The 21,966-nt window shown below is 74.0% G+C and carries 12 protein-coding genes; 6 read left to right on the top strand and 6 right to left on the bottom strand.

From position 1 onward, the window contains the following. Nucleotides 1–8: 8 nt before the first annotated feature. Nucleotides 9–911, bottom strand: a complete 903-nt coding sequence (locus ROT00_RS13915) for an endonuclease/exonuclease/phosphatase family protein (RefSeq protein ID WP_404775627.1) — start codon at nt 909–911, stop codon at nt 9–11. A 230-nt stretch (nt 912–1,141) separates the two neighbouring features. Between ROT00_RS13915 and ROT00_RS13910 the strand changes: the two genes are divergently transcribed. The 4 genes from ROT00_RS13910 (at nt 1,142) to ROT00_RS13895 (ending at nt 6,905) form a co-directional block, all read left to right on the top strand. Beyond that, the gene (locus tag ROT00_RS13910) at nt 1,142–3,073 is read left to right on the top strand and encodes a DEAD/DEAH box helicase (RefSeq protein WP_404775651.1); all 1,932 of its coding nucleotides are present in this window, start codon (nt 1,142–1,144) and stop codon (nt 3,071–3,073) included. 440 nt (nt 3,074–3,513) lie between these two features. Further along, a complete protein-coding gene (locus ROT00_RS13905; protein WP_404775626.1) occupies nt 3,514–4,905 on the top strand; it encodes an NtaA/DmoA family FMN-dependent monooxygenase in 1,392 nt (463 codons plus the stop codon). Nucleotides 4,906–5,016: 111 nt separating this feature from the next. After that, a complete protein-coding gene (locus ROT00_RS13900; protein WP_404775625.1) occupies nt 5,017–6,345 on the top strand; it encodes an aminotransferase class V-fold PLP-dependent enzyme in 1,329 nt (442 codons plus the stop codon). A 68-nt stretch (nt 6,346–6,413) separates the two neighbouring features. Next, nucleotides 6,414–6,905, top strand: a complete 492-nt coding sequence (locus ROT00_RS13895) for an FBP domain-containing protein (protein ID WP_404775624.1) — start codon at nt 6,414–6,416, stop codon at nt 6,903–6,905. Between the two features lie 44 nt (nt 6,906–6,949). Here the strand turns inward: ROT00_RS13895 and ROT00_RS13890 are convergent, their stop codons facing one another. Further along, nucleotides 6,950–7,711, bottom strand: coding sequence for an SGNH/GDSL hydrolase family protein (locus ROT00_RS13890; protein WP_404775623.1), 762 nt, complete (start codon nt 7,709–7,711; stop codon nt 6,950–6,952). Between the two features lie 116 nt (nt 7,712–7,827). On the opposite strand from ROT00_RS13890, the gene ROT00_RS13885 reads away from it, so the two are divergent. Further along, on the top strand, nt 7,828–14,838 hold the full coding sequence (locus ROT00_RS13885; RefSeq protein ID WP_404775622.1) for a DUF5979 domain-containing protein: 7,011 nt from the start codon (nt 7,828–7,830) through the stop codon (nt 14,836–14,838). Between the two features lie 189 nt (nt 14,839–15,027). Beyond that, entirely contained in the window at nt 15,028–16,395 is a 1,368-nt protein-coding gene (locus ROT00_RS13880) for a GH1 family beta-glucosidase (RefSeq protein ID WP_404775621.1), read from the top strand. A gap of 54 nt (nt 16,396–16,449) precedes the next feature. On the opposite strand, the gene ROT00_RS13875 is transcribed toward ROT00_RS13880, so the two are convergent. From ROT00_RS13875 to ROT00_RS13860, 4 genes are all read right to left on the bottom strand, one after another. Further along, complete coding sequence (locus ROT00_RS13875) at nt 16,450–18,000, bottom strand: PucR family transcriptional regulator (RefSeq protein WP_404775620.1); 1,551 nt, start codon at nt 17,998–18,000, stop codon at nt 16,450–16,452. Nucleotides 18,001–18,117: 117 nt separating this feature from the next. Then, complete coding sequence (locus ROT00_RS13870) at nt 18,118–19,503, bottom strand: DUF1254 domain-containing protein (RefSeq protein WP_404775619.1); 1,386 nt, start codon at nt 19,501–19,503, stop codon at nt 18,118–18,120. 115 nt (nt 19,504–19,618) lie between these two features. After that, nucleotides 19,619–20,899, bottom strand: coding sequence for a kynureninase (gene kynU / locus ROT00_RS13865; protein WP_404775618.1), 1,281 nt, complete (start codon nt 20,897–20,899; stop codon nt 19,619–19,621). A 72-nt stretch (nt 20,900–20,971) separates the two neighbouring features. Further along, on the bottom strand, nt 20,972–21,964 hold the full coding sequence (locus ROT00_RS13860; RefSeq protein ID WP_404775617.1) for an amidohydrolase family protein: 993 nt from the start codon (nt 21,962–21,964) through the stop codon (nt 20,972–20,974). Nucleotides 21,965–21,966: the final 2 nt, after the last annotated feature.

Genomic DNA, 21,966 nt, shown 5'->3' with positions numbered 1-21,966 from the left:
GGACCCGCTCAGAACCGCAGCGTGGTGAGCACCGCGAGGTGGTCGCTCGCGCCCGCGGGGAGCACGGTGTTCGCGACGGGGGTGAGCCCTCGCTGGAACACGTGGTCGATCCGCGCGACGGGGAAGGCGGCAGGCCAGGTGAAGCCGAACGACGGCTCCGACTGCCCCGGCTCGCTCAGCGTGCCGCGGATCCCGGCGAGCGCCGGATCGGTGGATGCGGCGTTGAAGTCGCCGAGCGCGACGACGCGCTCGTTCTCGTCGCGGTCGATCACCGCGGCGAGCTCCTCGAGCATCGTGTCGCGGTCGGACTGCGCGCCGGGGCGCAGCGAGGCGGCGTGCACGACGTAGACGCTCACGAGGCCGGCGGGGGCGGACACGTCGACCGTGAGCGCCCGGTTCCAGCCGAGCCCGAGCTCGAGCGGCCGGGCGTTCGAGATCGGCGAGGTGCTCCAGATGCCGACCGTGCCGACCGCGTAGCGGTAAGGGTGGGACTCCTCGAGCGCGGCGTCCGCGCGCTCGCGGGCGTCGCCCTCGAGCTCGGTGAGCGCGATCACGTCGGCGCCGGCGGCGGCGAGCGTCGTGGCCGACACGTCCGCGGTGCCCGACAGCGCCTCGACGTTCTGGCTCGCGAAGACGAGCTCGGCCGGGGCGTCCGCGGTGTCGGCCGCCGCAGCCGCCGCGCCACCGTCGCCGTCGCCCGGCAGCCAGGCGAGCGAGGGCCCGACGGCGAACGCCCACGCGAGCACCGGGACGAGCGTCACGAGCCAGGTGCGGCCGCGCACGACGAGCGCCCCCACGAGCAGCGGGACGAGCAGCAGCCCGAGCCACGGCAGCGCCGTCGAGACGGCGGATCCCACGAAGCCGGGCACGAGTCCGAGGAGCACCACCGCCGTGAACGCGAGCGCCAGCACGGCGACCGCGCGGCGGGGTGTGGTGCGGCGCGGCGCACGGGCAGGGGGGACTGCCGACGTGGCTCTGCGTGGGGGTAGCGTGCGCGTCATAAGTGGGGGGACGGCCGGGGTCACGGCCTGGCACCGACCGTACCCTGCCGAGCTGCACAGGCGCTGGACATCTCTGGGGACTACCCTGGAGCGTGACTTCAGACGACTTCCCGACGCCCGACCCGGCCGCAGCAGAGCCCATCGCCGGTCCTGCCGGAGCCGCGGAATCCGCTGAGGCAGCGGACTCCGCCGAGCCGAGGCCCTCCGGCTTCGCCGCCCTCGGGCTCGACGGCGCGGTGCTCGCCGCGCTCGACGACGTGGGCTACGAGACCCCCTCCGCCATCCAGGCCGCGACCATCCCGCTCCTCCTCGAGGGGCGCGACGTCGTCGGCCTCGCCCAGACCGGCACCGGCAAGACGGCCGCCTTCGCGCTGCCGATCCTCGCCCGCCTCGACCTCGACGTCCGCGAGCCCCAGGCGCTCGTGCTCGCCCCCACCCGGGAGCTCGCGCTCCAGGTCTGCGAGGCGTTCGAGCGCTACGCCGCGCACCTGCCCGGCGTGCACATCCTCCCCGTCTACGGCGGCCAGGGCTACGGCGTGCAGCTGTCGGCGCTCCGCCGCGGCGTCCACGTCGTCGTCGGCACGCCCGGCCGCATCATGGACCACCTCGACCGCGGCACGCTCGACCTCTCCGGCATCCGCTACCTCGTGCTCGACGAGGCCGACGAGATGCTGCGCATGGGCTTCGCCGAGGACGTCGAGTCGATCCTCGCCGACACCCCCGACGACAAGCAGGTCGCGCTGTTCTCCGCGACCATGCCGGCGACGATCCGGCGGATGTCGCAGCAGTACCTGAACGACCCGGAGGAGGTGCGCGTCGCCGCGAAGACGCAGACCTCCGCGAACATCACCCAGCGCCACCTCGTCGTCTCGCACGCGCAGAAGCTCGACGCCCTCACGCGCATCCTCGAGGTCGAGAACTTCGAGGGCATGATCGTGTTCGTCCGCACGAAGAACGCGACCGAGGAGCTCGCCGAGAAGCTGCGGGCCCGCGGGTTCTCCGCCGCCGCGATCAACGGCGACCTCGCCCAGGCCCAGCGCGAGCGCACGGTCGAGCAGCTGAAGTCGGGCGCGCTCGACATCCTGGTGGCGACGGATGTCGCGGCCCGCGGCCTCGACGTCGACCGCATCAGCCACGTCGTGAACTACGACATCCCGACCGACTCCGAGCCGTACGTGCACCGCATCGGCCGCACCGGCCGCGCCGGCCGCACTGGCGACGCGATCAGCTTCGTCACCCCGCGCGAGCGCGGCCTCCTCGCCCGGATCGAGAAGGCGACGCGCCAGCCCATCGCCCAGATGCCGCTGCCGAGCGTCGACGAGGTGAACGAGACGCGTCTCACCCGCTTCGACGACCGCATCACCGCAGCTCTCGACGAGGCCCCGCGGATCGAGCGCTTCCGCGACATCATCGCCCACTACGTGCGGCACCACGACGTGCCGGAGGTCGACGTCGCCGCCGCGCTCGCCGTGGTCGCGCAGGGCGAGTCGCCGCTCCTGCTGGAGCCCGACCCGGAGCCCCGCTTCGAGCGCCGCCAGCGCGACGACGAGCGGCGCGGCCGGCAGCGCGACGGCGACGACCGCGGCCGCGGGGAGCGCCGCGGCTGGGACGACGACCGCGAGCGGCCCGATCGGCGCCGGCGCGAGGATTCGGGCGCCCTGCAGAGCTACCGCATCGCGGTCGGCCGCCGGCACCGGGTCGAGCCGCGGCAGATCGTCGGCGCCCTCGCGAATGAGGGGGGCCTGCGCCGGGAGGACTTCGGGCGCATCCAGATCCGCGGCGACTTCTCGCTCGTGGAGCTGCCCGCCACGTTGCCGCGCGACGTGCTCGACCGCCTCGAGGGCACGCGCATCTCGGGCCGGCTGATCGAGCTGCGCCCCGATCGCGGCGGCCCGCAGCGCTTCGACCGCGATTCCGGTCGCGACCGCCGCCGCGACGGCGATCGTGCGCCGCGCCGTGACGACGACCGGGGCGGTGCGCGCCGTGACGACCGCGCCCCGCGCCGCGACGACGAGCAGGCCGCGCGGCCCGCCCGGAAGCCCAGGCACAGCTCGCGACGCGACCAGGACTGATCCGCGCCGTACGCCGGGTTCTCGAGTTGCCCGACTTTCCTGGAAGTCGGGCAACTCGGTGTTTCGGGGGCCGTGTGTTCGGGGTGAGGGAGCCCCCGGGCTCGGGACCCGGGGGTCGCCGCTGGAGCAGGCTCTCGCGGCGAACGGACGCGACCCGATCGGGGGATCCGGTGTGCGCCCGCCTCGGAGAAGAGACGGGCGAGCGCACCGGACATGACGCGGCGCTTCCTGCGAATCCGCTGGGTGCCGAGTGCCGGATGCCGGATGCCGTGCGGCCCCGGTGCCGGGGGTACCTGTGCGACCGCGTGTTGCGCCGTCTTACCCCGTGCGTCGGCGGGGGCTCGCGGGGCGGGGCGCCCGCCCCTACCGTCGTCGTGGACGGCCCGGACCCGGGTCGGAGACGCCGCCAGCGACCGGGCGGGCGACGGGGGAGGCGCTGCATGACGAGGCTCATCATCGGCGCCATGGTGCGGGCGCTCGGCGCCTACCCCTCCGGCTGGCGCTACCCGGGTGCGCACCGCGACCCCCGCGGCGACGCCGGCGTGCTCCGGCTCACCGCCCGGCTCGCCGAGCAGGCCCGGCTCGACTACCTGTTCTTCGGCGACTGGCTCGCCACCGGGCCGGAGCTCGCGCACCGCGACCCCTACCTCCTCGCCCGGATCGATCCGCTCTCCGCGGTCGCGCACCTCGCCGCCGTCACCGAGCGCATCGGCCTCATCGCCACCGTCGACTCGAGCTACGCCGACCCGTATCCGGTGGCCCGGGCGACCGCCTCGGTCGACCTGCTCTCGGGCGGCCGCGTCGGGCTCAACCTCGTGACGACCGCCGATCCGCGCGCGGCCGGCAACCACGGGCTCGACGCCGAGCAGGTGCACCCGAGCCGCTACGAGCGCGCCGTCGAGTTCGAGACGGTGCTGCAGCGGCTCTGGGACTCCTTCGACGACGACGCGATCCTCGCGGATGCCGCGAGCGGCGACTTCCTCGACCCGGACGGCCTGCACGACGCGCGCTTCCGCGGCGAGCACCTGCGCGTCGACGGCGCCCTGAACGCCGTGCGCCCGGTGCAGGGACATCCGCCGATCGTGCGCTCCGGGGCATCCCCGGCGTCCCGGCTGATCGCCGCCCGCAGCGCCGACCTCGCGCTCGTCGCCGCCGACGACCTCGCCCACGCCGTCGCCGTGCGCGAGGAGCTCCGCGCCCTCGCCTTCGAGTCCGGCCGCGACGACCGCACGCTCAAGGTGATCGCCCCCGTGCTGCCGATCGTCGCCGAGACGCGGGCGCGGGCGCAGGCGATCGCCGACGAGCTCTCGGAGCTCGTGCGGCTCGCCGACGACTGGCCCGACGGCCCGCCGCCGGGGTTCCCGCCCGAGCGCTCCCTCGCGAGCCTCTCGCCGCTCGTCGGCGTCGACCTCCAGGGCGTCTCGCCGGACCTCGCGGTGACCCCCGCGGTCGCCGAGCAGTTCGGGCCGGCGGGCCAGCAGCTCGTCGAGATCGTCGCCGAGCGCACCGGTCGGACGCCCGGCGGCTTCCGTCCGCCGGCGCTCCGGCACCTCGTCGTCGCGGCGTCCGTGACGGCGCCGATCATCGTCGGCACCGCCGAGGACGTCGCGACCGAGTTCGAGGCGTGGGGCGAGGCGGGCGCCGTCGACGGCTTCAACGTGCTCTCCGCGGTGCAGCCCGCGCAGTTCGAGGCGTTCACCTCGCTCGTCGCGCCTGAGCTGCAGCGGCGCGGCGTGCTGCCGCGCGCCTACGAGGGCACGACGCTGCGGGAGCACCTGGGGCTCGCCCGCCCCGACAGCGTCCACGCCTCGCTCGGCGCGCTGCACGGCTGAGCCGGCCGATCCGAGCGGCGGATGCCGCACCGCATGACGCCGTGTGACGCCGCGTTCCGGTGTGTGACCGGGGCCCTGGCGGGCGCACCGCCGCGGTCGTAGCGTCGCCGCATGACTGGAGCGAGCACGGTGGCGGAGCGGAAGGCGCGGGCGACGGGGACCCGGCTGATGCCGCTCGCCGAGCTCGCCGACCGGGGGCTCGTCGTCCCCGTGCTCGGCGGCGGGCGGGTGCCGCACACGAACCTCGACCTCGCCGCGTCCGCGCCGCCGCTCGTCGCGGTCGCCCAGCACGTCGCCGAGATCACCCCGTGGTACTCGAGCGTGCACCGGGGCACGGGCTACGCCTCCGAGCTCGCGACCGAGCTCGTCGAGGGCTCGCGCGCCGCCGTCGCGCGCCACGTCGGGGCCCGCGACGGCGACGTCGTGGTCTTCACCCGCAACACGACCGACGCCCTGAACCTGCTCGCGAGCGCCGTGCCCGGCGACGTCGTGGTGCTCGACCTCGAGCACCACGCGAACCTGCTGCCGTGGCGGAGCCGCCGCGTCGTCGTCGCGCAGCCGAGCATCGCAGCGACGCTCCTCGCCCTGGAGGCCGAGCTCGCCCGATGTCCCGCCGCCCTCCTCGCGGTCACGGGGGCCTCGAACGTCACGGGCGAGCTGCTGCCCGTCGAGCGGCTCGCCGCCCTCGCCCACGCGCACGGCGCCCGGCTCGCGGTCGACGCCGCGCAGCTCCTGCCGCACCGACGCATCTCGCTCGCGGAGTCCGGCGCCGACTACCTGGCGTTCTCCGGCCACAAGGCCTACGCCCCGTACGGCGCGGGCGCGCTCGTCGGCCCGGCCGACTGGCTCGACCGGGCGGCGCCCTACCTCGCCGGCGGCGGCGCGGTCGCCGACGTCGCCCTCGACGCCGTCGCCTGGCACGCCTCGCCGGAGCGCCACGAGGCGGGGACGCCGAACGTCCTCGGCGCCGCGGCGATCGCGGCGGCGCTCGCCGAGTTCGAACGGCTCGGCGAGCCGGCGCGGGCGGGGCACGAGGCGGCGCTCGCCGCGCGGCTCGGCGCGGGCGTCGAGCGCATCGCCGGGGTGCGCCGCATCCGGGCGTTCGCGGATGCCCCGGGCGAGCTCGGCATCGTCACGATCGAGCTGGAGCACGGCTCGGTGGGCCTGCTCGCCGCGGCCCTCTCGGCGGAGCACGGGGTGTCGGTGCGGGCCGGGCGCTTCTGCGCGCACCCGCTGTTCGACCGGGTCGCGAGCCGTTCCAACGGGCTGCGGGCGAGCATCGGCATCGGCACGGGGGAGGCCGAGGTCGACCGGTTCCTCGCGGCGCTCGAGCAGCTCGTGGCCGAGGGGCCGCGCGCCGCCTACCGGCGCACGCCGGAGGGGTGGAAGCCGGTCGCCGACGACCGCCCGCGCCCGGCGCTGCTGCACCGCGCCGGCTGAGCCTCGCGCCCGCCCCGTCGTCCGGCGTCCCGGGCCGGGCGTAGGGTGGCTGAGTCGGAGGGGGAGTCATGCGTCCGCTCAGCGAGGAGGAGATCCGCGCGTCGTTCGTGAACGGCACGCCAGCGGAGCTCGAGCACTTCGAGCTGCCCATCGAGGTGCTCGTCGCCGAGTGGGAGCGGCTCGATGCGGTGGCCTGGCGCGATCGCGCGAACCGGCGGCTCGGCTACCTCGTGACGCTCATCGACGAGGAGCCGGTCGGCATCGTGCTGCGCGCGGCGGAGAGCACGATGTCGCGCCACCGCGCGGCGATCTGCAACCTCTGCCACACTCAGCAGCCCGCCGACCAGGTGACGCTGTTCTCGGCGCGTCGAGCGGGGCCGGCCGGGGCGAAGGGCGACTCGCTCGGCAGCTACCTCTGCGCCGACCTGTCGTGCCAGGAGAACGTGCGGCTGCACGCGCCGCTCGCACCCGCCGAGGTGCGCGACGGCTGGCAGGCGCTGCGCCGGATCGAGGGGCTCGCCCGGCGCACCCGCGAGTTCGTCGCGAACGTGCGTGGCTGAGGCATCCGCCCGTCGGGCCGGCGCGCTGATCCCGCCCGTGCCGGCTACGGCAGCGAGAAGGGCTCGAGCACGGGCCGCTTCGCCGTGCGGCCGTCGCCGGAGCTGCGCCCCGTGAGGCGCCGGCCGATCCAGGGCAGCACGAACTCGCGGTAGTACGCCGCGGTGTTCCGGCTGCGCGGGCCGGCCGGCGCCGCCGCCACCTCCTCGACGCCCCACTCGACGGGCACGGGCACGCCGAGCGCCGTGAGCACGTTGCTCGCGACCCTGGCGTGGCCGAGGGAGTTCAGGTGCAGCTTGTCGGGCGACCAGTAGCGGATGTCGCGGAGCCCGCGGTCGGAGAAGTTGTCGACGAAGGTGACGCCGTCGAGTTCGCCGACGTCGGCGAGGGCCCGGGTGAGGCGGGCGCCGCGGGTGTCCATCATCCGGCCCATCGGCAGGTGGTCGCTCGGGTTCGCGCCGCTCAGCATGAGGACGTGCACCCCGGCGTCGCGGATCCGCAGCACCGCCTCGCGGAAGCGATCGGCGACCGCGCCCTCGTCCATCCGCGGGCGCATGATGTCGTTGCCGCCGCCGTTGAAGCTGATCAGCTCGGGGCGGAGGCGGATGGCCGCGTCGACCTGCTCCTCGATGATCGGGCCGAGCTTCCGGCCCCGGATGGCGAGGTTCGCGTAGCGGACGGGCTCCCTGGCGTGCGCGGCGAGGCCCAGCGCGACGAAGTCGGCCCAGCCCCGCACCGAGCCGTCGGGCAGTTCGTCGCCGACGCCCTCGGTGAAGCTGTCGCCGATGGCGGCGTAGCTCGTGTACATGCCTCCCACGGTACTCGCCGAACACTCGACATCGGACCCGCTACTCCGGTTGAATGAGCGAGGGCGCCGACGAACGGCGAGAGCCGGACCCGGAGCCTCGGTACAGAGGGGGGACCATGGCCGTGTCGCGTCGCATCCGGAGGATCCTGTCGGGAGCGCTCGCGCTCGCCGTCGGTGCGGCGCTCGCGCTGCCGCTCGGCGTCGCGCCCGCGCAGGCCGCCGAGGTGACGAGCGTGCTCGAGGTGCGCAAGCAGGCCTCGGTCACCGCGGTGAACCCGGGAGACACCTTCAGCTACACGGTGCAGATGTCGTGCTCCTCGATCACCGACACCGGGTGCGAGGGCGCGACCCTGAGCGACGCCGTGCCCGCGCCGTTCGTGCCGATCTCTGCCGCGGTGAGCGGCGCGGCGGCCCAGACGCCGACGATCGACGGCAGTGACGTGGAAGTCGTCTTCACGCAGGATCTCGGCGACGGACGCACCGGCCTCCTCGACAACACCACGGCGACGGTGACGATCACCGTGCAGGCGCCCGACCCGATGCCCTACGACCTGAACGGCGTCCCGATCACGAACACCGCGACCGGGACCGCGGTGAACGCCGACCAGGCGCAGGGGAGCATCGCGGTGACCCCGGTCGTCGAGCTCGAGCTCGCGACCGAGGCCACCAAGACGATCGAGCCGCCCTCGGCCGTGGCCGCGCCCGGCACCGAGCTCACCGCGACGCTCGGGGGCACGAACACCTCGAACGGCTCCGTCGACCGGATCGTGATCAGCGACCCGGCCGACCCCGGCCAGCCGGGGGCCTTCGACCTGCTCGATCTGCAATCCGTCGATTCGGTGAGCTACCCCGAGGGCGCCGACACCGCCGTGCTGTCCTACTGGGACCCCGCCACGTCGAGCTGGGTGCCCGGCCCGCCCGCGACCGCGCCCGCCGTGCCCGCCCCGCCGGCCGCCCCCGCGGCCGCCGACGCGGGCGGGTTCCGCGTCGAGTTCACGAGTTCCTCGGGCGGGGCGACCATCCCGCCGGGCGCGCAGGCGGGCGTCGTCGCGACGCTCGTGCAGGGCGAGGAGGTCGACGGGCTCGCCGATCCGGTCACCGTGCAGAACACCGCCAGCAGCGAGGTCGGCCGCGGCGACGACGCCGAGACGTCCACCGCGAGCGACGACTACCGCATCGTGCTCGACCCCGTCGTCGTCGACGTCGAGAAGGCCTTCGACCCGGCCGAGGTGCTGCCGGGCGAGACGAGCGAGGTCGGCATCGTCGCGAAGAACAGCGGTGAGACGGAGCTCGACCGGATGACGGTGACGGAGCCCGCCTCGGGCGACTTCACGAGCGACGCCGCCTTCGACGGCTTCACCGGTCCGATCGGCTGGCCGGACGGGACGGATGCCGCGACCCTCGTCTACCGCTACAGCGACGGCACCACGAGCCCCGTCTACGACCTCGAGGAGGGCGTCGACCCGCCGGGGCCCGACCCCGCGAAGACGGTCGCGGGCTTCACCGTGGACTACACCGGCACCATCACCGAGGGGGCCGAAGCCGGCATCCGCTTCGACGTCGCCACCGACCCCTCGCTCTCCGGACCGATGACGATCCCGAACACCGTCGGCGTCGAGGGCGAGGCGGGCGGCTCGACCGCCACGGACGAGGACACCGCCGAGCTCACGATCCTCGAGAAGAAGCTCGTCGTCGAGACGACGAAGAAGATCAACCCCGGCAGCATCCCCTCCGTGCCGGGCGAGCTCGCGACCGTGCAGCTGCCGACGCAGCTGCTGAAGCCCGACTCGACCACGTCGGCGACGCAGATCGTCGTGCAGGACCCCGAGACGATCCCCGACCCGGGCTGGTGGAACAGCTTCGACGTCGTCGCGATCACGAAGACCGACATCCCGCCCGGGGCGACCCTCACCATCAGCTATTGGAGCGTGTCCGAGCAGCGCTGGATCGTGTTCGAGGACGCCGACCACGTGACGGCGCCGAACCCGTTCTCGATGACGATCCCGCCGGAGCTCCGCGACGACATCGGCGGCCTCCAGTTCCAGTTCGACGACCCCGCGGGCTTCCCGCCGGGCACGACGGTGCAGCCGAACTTCACGAGCGAGCTCCGCGATGAGCTCCGCGACGGCTCCGGTCCGGCTGCGGGCAGCGACCAGCCCGTGCCGAACTGCGCCTCGGCCGGGGCCACCGCGCCCGGCGTCGACCCCGGATCGGCGACGACGCCCGACCCGTGCCCCGCGATCGACCTCATCCCGACGACGCCGGGCGAGGGCGACCTCATCGACAAGGAGTGGGTCGATCCCGTCCCCGCCGTCGTCATCGCCCGCAGCGGCGAGCAGGCGACCGCCAGGCTGCACTGGTCGACCGGCGGCTACTCGAACCTCGACCGGGTGATCGTCGCCGACACCGCCGACCCGCCCGCCGACGACGCGGCCATCGCGGCATCCGTCTTCCAGGCCTTCGACCTCGTCGAGATCCCCGAGATCACGGCCGACCCCTGGCTGCAGTACGACCGCGTCGCCGCGGTCGAGCTCTGGAACGGCTCCGCCTGGGTGCCCACCGAGACCGATCCGTGCGCGGGCGGCGCCTGCGACGGCGCCTTCCCCGGCTACCGGCTGAGCGACGCCGAGCGCGCCTCGACGACGGGCGTCCGCCTCGTCTTCGAGGAGTACCCGGCGCCGCGCGAGGCAGCCGACGCGCCCATCGACGCGCCGCTGCCCGGCACCGGCGTCGCCCGATCGAGCGGCAACGACCGGCCGCTCGACCTCGTGTTCGAGCTGCGCGACCTCGCCAGGGTGCCGTCGAGCGACCCCGACCCGGTGCTCGGCACGCGGCTCTACAACACCGCGACGCCGGGCGACGTGGACAACACCGCCTCCGCGACCGGCTACGCCGACGACGAGCAGGTCGTCCGCGACACCGCGGCCGACCTCATCTCGATCATCGACCGGCCGCTCAACACGACGGTGACGAAGGGCTGGTCGGGCGGGCCGATCGGCATCCCGCCGGCCGGCACCGCGCCCGAGGACTACCCGAGCGGGCGCGTCACGATCATCGGCACGAACGCGACCGTCGCCCAGGTGGACACGCTGAGCGTGAGCGACCCCTCGCCCGCGCAGACCGGGCCGAGCGCCTTCGACGCCTTCGACCTGCGCCGGATCGTCAGCATCTCGGTGCCCGGCGGCACGGTCACCGCGACCGTGCAGCTCACCCGTGAAGGCGGTGCCGTCGACGAGGTCAGCATCGCGACCGCGACCGGCATGTCCGCGACCGAACTCGCCGACGTGGTCGGCATCGCCGTCGTGCACGAGGGCCGGATCGCCTCGGGCGCCGATACCCGCCTCGTGATGGACCTGCGGCTCCGCGCCACGCACCGCGTCGGCGGCGCCCCGGTCACCGCGGCCGACTCGCCCGTGCACAACGTCGCGCAGAGCGCCGTGGAGGACCTCGGCGGCGTGAACGACCAGCACCGCGTGACCGACGACGACGACGCGCAGATGCGGCTCGTCGAGCTGGAGATCGGCGTCATCGCCGGCAAGCGGTTCTCCCCGCAGGCGCAGGTGGAAGCGGACCGCGACCCGATCGTGATGACGCTCACGGCGCGGCCGACGGGCTCGGCGCGAGCGGCCGAGCTCGTCGTCACCGACGACGAGGCGACGTTCTGGAACGCCTTCGACTTCGTCGATTTCGGGCCGACGTTCACCCTCACCTCGCCGATCACGCGGGTGCAGGTGGATGCCTTCACCGGCGCCACCTTCACGGCGGAGCCCGACGGCTCGCTCACCCGCACGGGCGGCAGCTGGGTGACGGGAAGCCCGGGCACCACCCCGCAGCTGCCCGCCACCGTGCAGCCCGAGGACGTGCAGGGCCTCCGCTTCACCTTCAGCCGCGCCGACGGCGCCCAGTGGGAGAACCCGGCGAACCCGCTCCAGCAGATGCCGCTGTTCGTGCAGCGGCGGCTCGAGTACCGCAGCGGCGGCGACGTGCGCACCGACCTCGTGATCGACGGCAACACCCCGGCGCCGGGGGAGACCGAGCTCGGCACCTTCACGAACCGGGTGGAGGCCACCGCGAACTCCTTCCTCGAGAACGGCTCGGGCGACCCGCTGTACACCGATACGGACGACGCCGAGGCCGAGGCCCGCTATCTGCACTACGAGACCTCCGTCGTCGTGACGAAGGGGCCGCGCGGCGTGCAGGACCCCGGCGCCGTGATCCCGTTCACGCTCGAGGTGATGAACAGCGGGACCGGCCCGATCTCGAACCCGGTCATCGTCGACCGCATCCCGATGCAGGACGGCGAGCCCCTGCTCGTCTTCGACCCCGAGCTCTCGGGATCGCCGTACGCGTACACGCTGGCCGGTGACGCACCGGACCCGGCGAACGGCTCGCCCATGCCGACGGACCCCGACGACGTCACCACGACGGTCACGGCCGACGGCAGCGCGATCGAGTTCCGCTTCCCGGACGGCACGGTGCTCGAGCCCGGTCAGACGTACACGATCACCGTCATGCTGATGTTCCGCCCCGGCGTCTCGGCCGGACAGGAGGTCACGAACGCGGTGGACGTGACGGCGGACCGGCCGTTCGACTTCTGCGAGGGGACGGCAGGGCCCCACGAGGACTGCTCCGACACCACGGTCGTGTACCCGGCGAACGTCGGCGCGCTGCGTGCAGCGAAGTTCGTCAAGGCCGATGACGGCCTCGGCGTCCGGAACGTCGACGACCCCGCTGCGAGCGCCGCCTGCACCCCGGCCGTGGCGGACTACTACCGCGCGCCGTGCGTGCCGGTGACGAAGCCCGGCACGACCGAGACCTGGCTCGTCGCAGGCCAGAACACCGGCACGATCCCCGCGGATCGCGTCATCTCGATCGACCGGCTGCCGACGCCGGGCGACACCGGCGCGTACGCCACGCTGCCGCGCGGCTCGGAGTGGACGCCGCTCTGGGTCGGCAACGTCACGCCGCAGTCGGTGGGCGGCTCGCGGATGCCGGACTCCTTCCTGGTGTACGGCACGACCGCCGCCGATCCGTGCACCGTCGAGCTGAGCTCGCCCGGGGCGACGTGCCCGCCGGGCGCCTGGGTGCCGATCGATTCGCTCGATCCGGCGGCGGTGACGAGCATCAAGGTCGAGTTCCTCTTCACGAGTGCGCAGCTGCAGCCGGGCGAGGAGGTCGACTTCACCTTCCAGACCCGCAGCCCTGCCGTCTCGCCGACGGCCGGGCCGGACACCATCGCGTGGAACACCGCGGCGGTCGGCGGCAGCTCGGGTGCGGGAAGCGTCCTGCCGAGCGAAGGGCGCCGCGTGGGCGTCTCGCTCGCGACCGGCCCGATCGAGGTCGTGAAGCGGGTCACCGGTGACGGCGCGGCCTACGCGCCCGACGAGTTCCAGGTGCAGCTCACGTGCACCTCGGCGATCGGCACGCCCGTCGAGACGAAGCTGCCGCCGATCGACCTCACCCTCGTCGCGAACGAGGTGCAGCGGGTCGACGACCTGCCGTGGGGCGCCGAGTGCGAGCTCGCCGACGTGCCGGGCGCGAACGGCGAGACGAGCTCGTCCTCGACGACGGCGGTCGTCGGCCGCGACACCGACCCGATCGGGCTCGTCGAGCTCGAGAACGTCTACGAGCTCGGCGGCCTCGTGCTCGAGAAGCGGGTCGACTCGAACGCCGTGGACCAGGACGGCGACCCGGTCGCCTACGGGCCCTTCGACTTCGAGGTGAGCTGCACGTACCTCGGCGAGGAGGTCGTCGCGGACGGGTACCCCGAGGGGCAGCCGATGGCGATCGAGCTCGCCGACGGCGAGCGGATCGTCCTCACGGGCCTGCCCGCCGGCGCGGTGTGCACGGTCGAGGAGACGGACGCGAAGGGCGCGAGCGGGACGACGCTCACCGTGACCGAGGGCGACGGCGACCCGGTCACCACGCCGGGCGCCGAAGTCGAGGTCACCCTGCCGCCGGTCGACGGCGAGGACGATCCGACCGTGCGCGTCGAGGCCGACAACGCCTTCGACGTCGCGAGCGTCGTGATCGAGAAGGTCGCCGACGGGCCGGGCGCTGAGGATTTCGGCCAGGGGCCGTTCACCCTGCACCTCGAGTGCGTGCTCTCCGACGACTCCGGCATCCGCACCGTCTGGGACGGTGACCTCGTGCTGCCGACGCCCGAGGGGGACTGGTCTACCGAGGTCGGCGGCATCGCCGCGGGCGCCTCCTGTACCGTGACGGAGCCCGACCCGGGTCTCGCCGACGAGGTCTCGGTCTCCCCTGACGGACCGTTCCTCGTCGGCGGCGAGCCGGTCGAGGTGACGGTGACGAACACCTTCCTGGCGGGCTCCCTGCACGTCGTGAAGGAGCGCACCGGCGACGGCGCGGAGCGGTACGGGGCCGGACCGTTCACGGTCTCGCTCGCCTGCACCCTGCCGCTCGAGGGCGGGCCGGTGCCGGTCGAGATCCCGGGCGGCCCCGAGCGCGTGCTGAACGCGGCCAACGGGTACGAGGCGGACTACGCGCCGCTGCCGGCGCGCGCCGAGTGCGAGCTCAGCGAGACCGGCACGGGCGGCGCGAACGACGTGCGGATCACGGACGAGGACGGCGAGCCCGGTTCCACGTTCGTCGTCGAGCCCGGCGTCGAGCGCAGCTTCACGGTGACGAACGTCTTCGAGCTCGGGTCGATCGAGGTCGTGAAGACCATCACGGGCTCGGGGGCGGCGGATGCCGCGGACCGCAGCTTCACGGTGCAGCTCACCTGCGTCCGCGACGACGGCGGCGAGGGCGTGCAGATCGAGATCCCGGGCGGGGCGACCCGCACGCTCTCGAAGGCGAGCTCGCTCACGACGGTGTACGAGGAGCTGCCGACGGGCGCCGCGTGCGAACTCGTCGAGACGGATGCCGGCGGTGCCGCGCGCACGACGCTGACGCCGCACGTGGACGACCCGCGCACGGCCTCGGTCATCGTCGGCTCGGGCGACGTCGTCCGGATCGACGTCGTGAACGAGTTCGACGCCGCGCCGCCGATGGCGCGGACGGGCGTGGACCCGCTGCCGATCGCGCTCGTCGCCGGAGGCATCCTGCTCGCCGGCGGCGCGGTGCTCGCGATCGTGCTGATCCGCCGCCGTCGCCAGCGCTAGCCGCGGCGCATCCAACCGAGGGTTGCCCGACTTTCATGAAAGTCGGGCAACTCTGGATCACCACCCGAGTTGCCCGAGTTTCATGAAAGTCGGGCAACTCGGGGTGGAGATGCGTAGGGTGGGCGGAGTGGGTCAGATGACCCACTCGGGGGCGACGAGGCCCCGCTGACCCGGAGGGCGAGGATGCCGATGGCCGAGACGACGAGGATGCCGGTGTTCCCGGCCGGATTCCGCTGGGGCGCCGCGACCGCCGCCTTCCAGATCGAGGGCTCCCCGGACGCCGACGGGCGCGGCACCTCCGTTTGGGACGTCTTCGCCGCCGAGCCCGGTCGCATCCGCGACGGTCGCGACGCCACCACGAGCGCCGACAGCTACCGGCGGTACCGCGACGACGTCGCCCTCCTCGCGGAGCTCGGCGTCGACGAGTACCGCTTCTCGATCTCCTGGCCGCGCATCCAGGCCGACGGCCGCGGGCCGGCGAACCCGGCGGGCCTCGACCACTACTCGCGAGTCGTCGACGCGCTCGCGGACGCCGGCATCGCCCCGCTCGTGACGCTCTACCACTGGGACCTGCCACAGGCGCTCGAGGAGGAGGGCGGCTGGCTCGCCCGCGACACCGCCGCCCGCTTCGCCGAGTACGCGGCGCTCGTCGTCGACGCCCTCGGCGACCGCGTCGGCCGCTGGATCACCCTGAACGAGCCGGCCATGACCACCCTGCAGGGGTACGCGCTCGGCGAGCTCGCCCCCGGCCGCACGCTCATGCTCGGCGCCCTGCCGACCGTGCACCACCAGCTCCTCGGGCACGGCCTCGCGGTGCAGGCGATCCGGGCGTCCCGCCCCGACGCCGAACTCGGCATCACGAACAACCACACGCTCGTCGAGCCCGCCTCGGCGGAGCCGGGCGACCTCCTCGCCGCCGGCGCGTTCGACGCGATCTACAACCGCATCTTCGCCGAGCCCGTGCTGCTCGGCCGCTACCCCGATCTCGCGCCGCTCGGGCTCGACGCGTTCCCCGGGGTCGAGGAGGGCGACCTCGAGCTCGTGTCGGCCCCGCTCGACTTCTACGGCGTGAACTTCTACAACCCGACCCGTGTGGCCGCGGCCGCGCCGGGCTCGCCCTTCGCGGAGGCCGGGCTGCCGTTCGAGCCCGTCGAGATCCCGGGGGCACCCGTCACCGGCTTCGGCTGGCCGGTCGTGCCCGAGGCGCTCGAGCGGCTGCTCGTCGGTCTCCGCGACGCCTACGGCGACGCGCTGCCGCCGGTCGCGATCACCGAGAACGGGGCGTCCTACCCCGACGAGGTGGTCGACGGCCGGATCGCGGATGCCGAGCGCATCGCCTACCTCGACGGGCACCTCCGCGCGGTGCACCGGGCGATCGAGGCGGGGGTCGACGTCCGGGCCTACGACGTCTGGTCGCTCATCGACAACTTCGAGTGGGCCGACGGCTACACCCAGCGCTTCGGGCTCGTGCACCTCGACCTCGACAGCGGCGAGCGCACGCGCAAGGACTCCTTCGACTGGTACCGCCGGCTGATCGCCGCCCAGCGCGCCGGCTGAGCCGGGCCGGCCGCGCCCGGACCGGTTGAGCCGCGCCCGCACCGGCTGAGCCGCCTACTCGACCGCGAGGAGCGCGGCCCAGAGGTCGGCGCGGGCGTGGAAGCCGGACAGGTCGCGCCCGAGCAGTCGCTCGGCGAGACCGACCCGGCTGCGCACCGTGTGCCGGTGCACGCCGAGCGCCTGCGCGGTGGCGTCGAACTGCCCGCCGTTCTCGAGCCAGGTGCGGGTCGTCGCGACGAGCGTCGTGCCGTTCTCCCGGTCGTACTCGGTGAGCGGGGCGAGGGTCGCGCGGGCGACCGCGCGGGCGTCGGTGCGGGCGAGGAACGCGAGCACCCCCTGCCGGCTGATGTCGTCGAACCAGGCGACGCCGGAGCCGGCCTCGCGGGCGCGCTCGTAGCCGCGCACGGCCTCCTCGTGGGCGTCGGCGAGCTGGGCGAGCGACCCGGGGTCGCTGACGCCGACGGCGAGCTCGAACTCCGCGGCGAGCTCCTCGGCGAGGTCGGCCGCATCAGGATCCTCGGCGAGCACCACCACGTGCTCGCCGTCCCGGCCGAAGAAGAGCCGTCCGCCGCGCTCGTCGACGCGGAGCTCGAGGAGCTCCACGAGCCGGTCGATGCCGTCGTCGGGCGCGCTCGTCACGAGCACCCGGAGCGGCGCCTCCGGCAGCGGCCCCCACATCTCGCCCGCGACGTCGGCCGCGAGGCCGACGTCGCCCGCGAGGAGCGAGCGCAGCAGTCCGGAGCGGAGGTGCCCGCGGGCGCGGTCGAGGTCGCGGTTCTGCTCGAGCGCGAGTCCGGCGAGCGCGATCACCGAGGTGACCACCTCGCGGCCCGCCTGGTCGAGCTCGGGGGAGTCGCCGATCGCGAGCACGCCGCGCAGGGCCCCGCCCGAGCCGAGGGTCTGCAGCGTCATCCGCTGCGGCCGGCCCACCGTGCCGCCGGCCTCGACGGCGCGGCTCGCCCGCTGCCCCCGGCGGAGCATCGTGCGCGCCTCGCCGACGACCTCGCCGAGCGCGGGCTGGCCGAGCCCGCCGAGCGGGAACTCGCGGTCCAGGCCGCCGGTGGAGTCGATGAGGCCGACCCAGGCGCCGAGCCGTTTGGAGAGCTCGGCGAGCGTCGCGGAGAGGCCATCGGGCCGGAGCGCGGCGAGCGAGATGGCGCGCTGCGCCTGCAGCGCCCAGGCCTGCCGGGCGTAGGCGTCCTCGGCGATGAGGTCGGCGACCGTGCGGGCGATCGCGATGAACGGGGTGCGGTAGGGGACCTCGAAGAGCGGGAGCCCGGAGGCGAGGCACGCCTCGACGAGGGCGGCCGGCGTGCCGTTGCGGATGACCTCGGTGCCGAAGCCGAGCGCGGCGATGCCGGTCTCCCGGAGCCGCGCCACGTACGCGGCGATGTCGACCGGGTCGCCCTCGTCCGCGCCGAGCCAGGTGCCGGTCGTGAGGAGCACCTGCCCGGCGTCGAGGAACGGCGTCGGGTCGGCGAGGTCGGAGCTGTGCGCCCAGGTCACCGGCGCGGCGAGCGCGCCCTCGGGCAGGGACTCCGCCGACGTGAGCAGGCGGAGGGTCAGCTCGGGTCGATCGAGCAGGGTCTGCACGGTGGGCTTCACGGGGCTCCTCGGAGGGCTCCTCCGTCGACGGCGCGAGCGCGGGCGGGGGCACGTGCTGGTGTACGCCGCGTCGAGCGGATCAGCCCCGAGTGTACAGCCGGGCCCTGTGCGCGCGGCCTACGTGACGAGGCCCCGCCGGGCGACGATCGGAGGGACCCACGTGCCGTCGGTGATCGGCGTCTGCCCGCCGTAGGCGCGCAGATACAGGGAGAACGCCTCGGCGGGCGCAGGCAGCCAATTGCTCTCGAGCTCGGCACCCGGCGAGGCGTGGCCGACGTGGATCGTCAGCGAGCCGTCGCGGTCGAAGCGGAGCGAGGTGTTCTTCGTGCCGAGCGAGTACCGTCCGAGCGGGTTCGGGAAGAAGAAGTGATCGACGTCGTACAGCGTCAGCGACCAGAATCCGTCGACCGGCGGCAGACTCCCCGCAGCGAAGGTGAGCTCGTAGCTGCCGCCGCCCGTGAGCTGCTCGCCGTCGGAATCGGTGTCGGTGTAGAAGTACTGGGTCTCGTTCGGGCGGTTCTCGAACATGTTCGATCGCGCCGTCGTCGCCCGATTCTGGTAGTCGAGACCCCACTGCGAGTTGTTCAGCGAACGGTTCCACCCGTTCCCGGCGTCTTTGCCGTTGAAGCGCCACCGCATCGCGTTGGCGACGAACTCCTCGTCCGCGGCGCGGAACGCCTCGTCGATGACCGTCCGGGTCTGCGGATCCCGGGAACCCGCCTCCCGCAGCGCGGCGAACTGCGCGTAGAGCGCCTCCTCCCCGGCCTGCGGCGGGACGGTGGCGAGGACGTCGCCGAGCTGATCGAAGAAGGTCTCCGGCTGCACCCATCTCGTCTCGCCGCCCGAGCTCGGCCCGGCGTCGAAGGACGGAACCGCCGACCAGTCCGTCGTCCGGAACTCGCCGGTGTACTCCGACAGGGGGTACACCATGATCCGGTTCACCAGCGGCTGGATGGCGGCGCGGTCCTCATCCGTGTCGTCCATGAAGACGCGCGGAATCGCGTTCGCGAGCGCCGTCGGGCTCCGGAACACCTCGACGATGCCCGCCGGGACCTCCCCGTCCCAGTTCGGGCCCGCGAGGAGGTAGTGGCCCGGCGCACTGCCGTAGAGCGAGCCGAGGCGACCGAACTGATCGGTGCGGGCGTCGTAGAAGGCGTAGACGTAGAAGCGGTCGCCGAAGTCGGGGACCTGCACGACGACCGGCTGCTCGTCGAGCGAGAAGAACCCGAGTCCGTAGGCGACGTCCTGGTTCGGGCACGCGATGAACCGTTCGTCCGGCTCGATGTAGTCGTTCAGCATCGAGATCTGCCCCGTCGGCGATGCCGGCAGCACTCCGCCGAGCCGGCCGGGCTCCGGTGCGGCGCTCAACCGCGCGCGGCGGTTCATCATGTTCACCATCGGATAGCCCCACACGTAGGCGAACCTCGCCAGCGTGGTGACGTACGACGGCTCGGCCGCGGCGTCGCCGCTCGGACGCGCCAGCCGGTGTTCGATCTTCGTCATGCCGTTCCCCCGGATCCCGTCGCCGTTGCGGCGTGCTCCAACGCTAGTGATCGGCCGCCGATCCGACTAGAGCCGGTCCGCGCATCCGGTGGCGCATCCCGCCCGCCGATCCGGCCTACGTGACGAGGCCCCGCCGGGCGAAGCGCGGCTCCCGCCAGCGCTCGCTCGCGAGCACGTCCTCGAGCGCGTCGACCGCGTCGCAGACGTCGGCGTGCGAGACGTAGAGCGGCGCGAAGCCGAAGCGGACGAGATCGGGGGCGCGGAAGTCGCCGATCACGCCGCCGTCGATGAGCGCCTGCATGACCGCGTAGCCGTCGGCGGCGCCGATCCGGAGCGACACCTGGCTGCCTCGCCGGGCCGACTGGCGCGGCGTCACGACCTCGACGTCCCACGGCGCGAGCCGGGCGTCGACGAGGGAGATGAACAGCTCGGTGAGCCGCAGGCTCTTCTCCCGGAGCTCCGCGAGGTCGACCTCCGCCCAGAGGTCGAGGCTCGCCTCGAGGCCCGCGAGCGCGAGGAGCTGCGGGGTGCCCACCCGGAACCGGCCGATGCCCTCGGCCGGCGCGTAGCCGAGCTCGAAGGCGAAGGGCCGGGCGTGCCCGTGCCAGCCGGTGAGGGCCGGGCGGGCCTCGGCCTGGTGCCGTTCGGCGACCCAGATGAAGGAGGGCGAGCCGGGTCCGCCGTTCAGGTACTTGTAGGTGCAGCCGACCGCGAAGTCGGCGTCCGCGGCGTTCAGCTCGACGGGCACCGCGCCGACCGAGTGGCAGAGGTCCCAGACGACGAGCGCGCCGGCCTCGTGCACCTGGCGGGTCACCTCGGCGAGGTCGTGCATGCGGCCCGTGCGGTAGTCGACGTGGGTGAGCACGACGACGGCGACGTCCTCGTCGAGCACGTCCGCGAGCGTCGGCCCCTCGTCGGCGATGAGCCGGCGCTCGAGCGGCGCGTCGCCGCCGAGGAGCTCCTGCACCGATTCGAGCACGTAGAGGTCGGTCGGGAAGTTGCCGCGCTCGGCGACGATCGTGCGCCGCCCGGGCCGGAGCCGCGCCGCCGCGACGACCGCCTGGAACAGGCTCGCCGAGGTCGAGTCGCCGAGGGTCACCTCGCCCGGCGCCCCGCCGATGAGCGGGGCGATCCGGTCGCCGAGCGCGAGCGGCTTCTCGAACCATCCCGCGTCGTTCCAGCTGCGGATGAGCCCGTGCCCCCACTCCTCGGTGACCACCCGGGCGACGTGGGACGCCGTCGCCCGGGGGAGCGCGCCGAGGGAGTTGCCGTCGAGGTAGACGACGCCCTCGGGCAGGACGAAGCGCTCGCGGAAGGCGGCGAGCGGGTCGGCCGCGTCGAGCGCCGAGCAGGTGCTCCGGTCGATCGGCGGGCGGGCCTGGGTGTCGAGGGTCATGCGCTGCTCCGGGGCTCTCGGTGGGACGTGCGGGGTGAAATGGACGGACGGACGGATGACGCGGCCGGCGGCTCAGCGGCCGAGGAACCGGCGCGCGTTGCCGTGCCGGATGGCGGCCTTCTGCCCCTCGTCGAGGAAGTCGGCGCGGTCGACGACGGCGCCGACGGGGCGCTCGCCGAGCGGGTAGGGGTAGTCGCTGCCGACCATCACCTGCTCGGCGCCGAGGGTGTCGACGAGGAGCTGCAGCGCGGCCGGGTCGAACACGACGGAGTCGACGCTGAATCGGTCGAGGTACGCCGTGGGCGGCTGCTCGCTCACCCCGACGAGGTCGGGGCGCTGCCGCCACGCGTTCTCGAAGCGGCCGAGCCAGAAGGCGAAGGAGCCGCCGCCGTGGGCGAAGGCGATCCGCAGCGACGGCGGCACCCGGTCGAACACGCCGCCGAGGATCATCGCGATGATCGACAGGTGCGTCTCGGCCGGCATGCCGGTGAGCCAGCGGGCCATCCAGCGCTCGAGGCGCGGCGAGCTCGGCATGTCCCAGGGGTGCACGAAGACGGGGATGCCCCGCTCCGCGCAGTGCTGCAGGAAGGTGACGGTGCCGGCGTCGTCGAGGTCGCGGTCGCCGACGTGGTTGCCGATCTCGACCCCGGCGTGCCCGGAGGCGATCGCCCGCTCGGCCTCGGCGCACGCGGCATCCGGATCCTGCAGCGGCACCTGGGCGAACGGGATCAGCCGTCCGCCGCCCGGCGCGCAGATCTCGAGCGTCAGGTCGTTGAAGATGCGGGCGACCTTCGCGGCCTGGTCACCGGTCTTGTCGTAGGAGAAGAAGACCGGCGTCGGCGAGACGACCTGCAGCTCGACGCCGTCGGCGTCCATGTCGGCGAGCCTCGTCTCGGCGTCCCAGGCGTCGGCGCCCACGCGACGGAACTCGACGTCCCCGAGCAGGATCATCGCCTCGCGCTCCGAGTCGACCCGCAGCGACGGCCAGACCCCCGGCCCGGCCTGCGTGCGCAGGTCGGGCCAGGAGCGCGGCACGGAGTGCGTGTGGACGTCGATCGTGCCCAACG

The organism is Agromyces mediolanus, from assembly GCF_044917495.1.
Lineage (GTDB): Bacteria > Actinomycetota > Actinomycetes > Actinomycetales > Microbacteriaceae > Agromyces > Agromyces mediolanus_B.
Note: the sequence above shows the minus strand (reverse complement) of the source record. Positions and strands in the feature narration are given on the sequence as shown.

Bases quoted from the DNA above. Each gene is read 5' to 3' on its own strand.
- ROT00_RS13895 (WP_404775624.1), top strand. From the start codon at position 6,414: ATGCGTCCGCTCAGCGAGGAGGAGATCCGCGCGTCGTTCGTGAACGGC.
- ROT00_RS13890 (WP_404775623.1), bottom strand. From the start codon at position 7,711: ATGTACACGAGCTACGCCGCCATCGGCGACAGCTTCACCGAGGGCGTC.
- ROT00_RS13900 (WP_404775625.1), top strand. From the start codon at position 5,017: ATGACTGGAGCGAGCACGGTGGCGGAGCGGAAGGCGCGGGCGACGGGG.
- ROT00_RS13870 (WP_404775619.1), bottom strand. From the start codon at position 19,503: ATGACGAAGATCGAACACCGGCTGGCGCGTCCGAGCGGCGACGCCGCG.
- ROT00_RS13885 (WP_404775622.1), top strand. From the start codon at position 7,828: ATGGCCGTGTCGCGTCGCATCCGGAGGATCCTGTCGGGAGCGCTCGCG.
- kynU (WP_404775618.1), bottom strand. From the start codon at position 20,899: ATGACCCTCGACACCCAGGCCCGCCCGCCGATCGACCGGAGCACCTGC.
- ROT00_RS13880 (WP_404775621.1), top strand. From the start codon at position 15,028: ATGGCCGAGACGACGAGGATGCCGGTGTTCCCGGCCGGATTCCGCTGG.
- ROT00_RS13905 (WP_404775626.1), top strand. From the start codon at position 3,514: ATGACGAGGCTCATCATCGGCGCCATGGTGCGGGCGCTCGGCGCCTAC.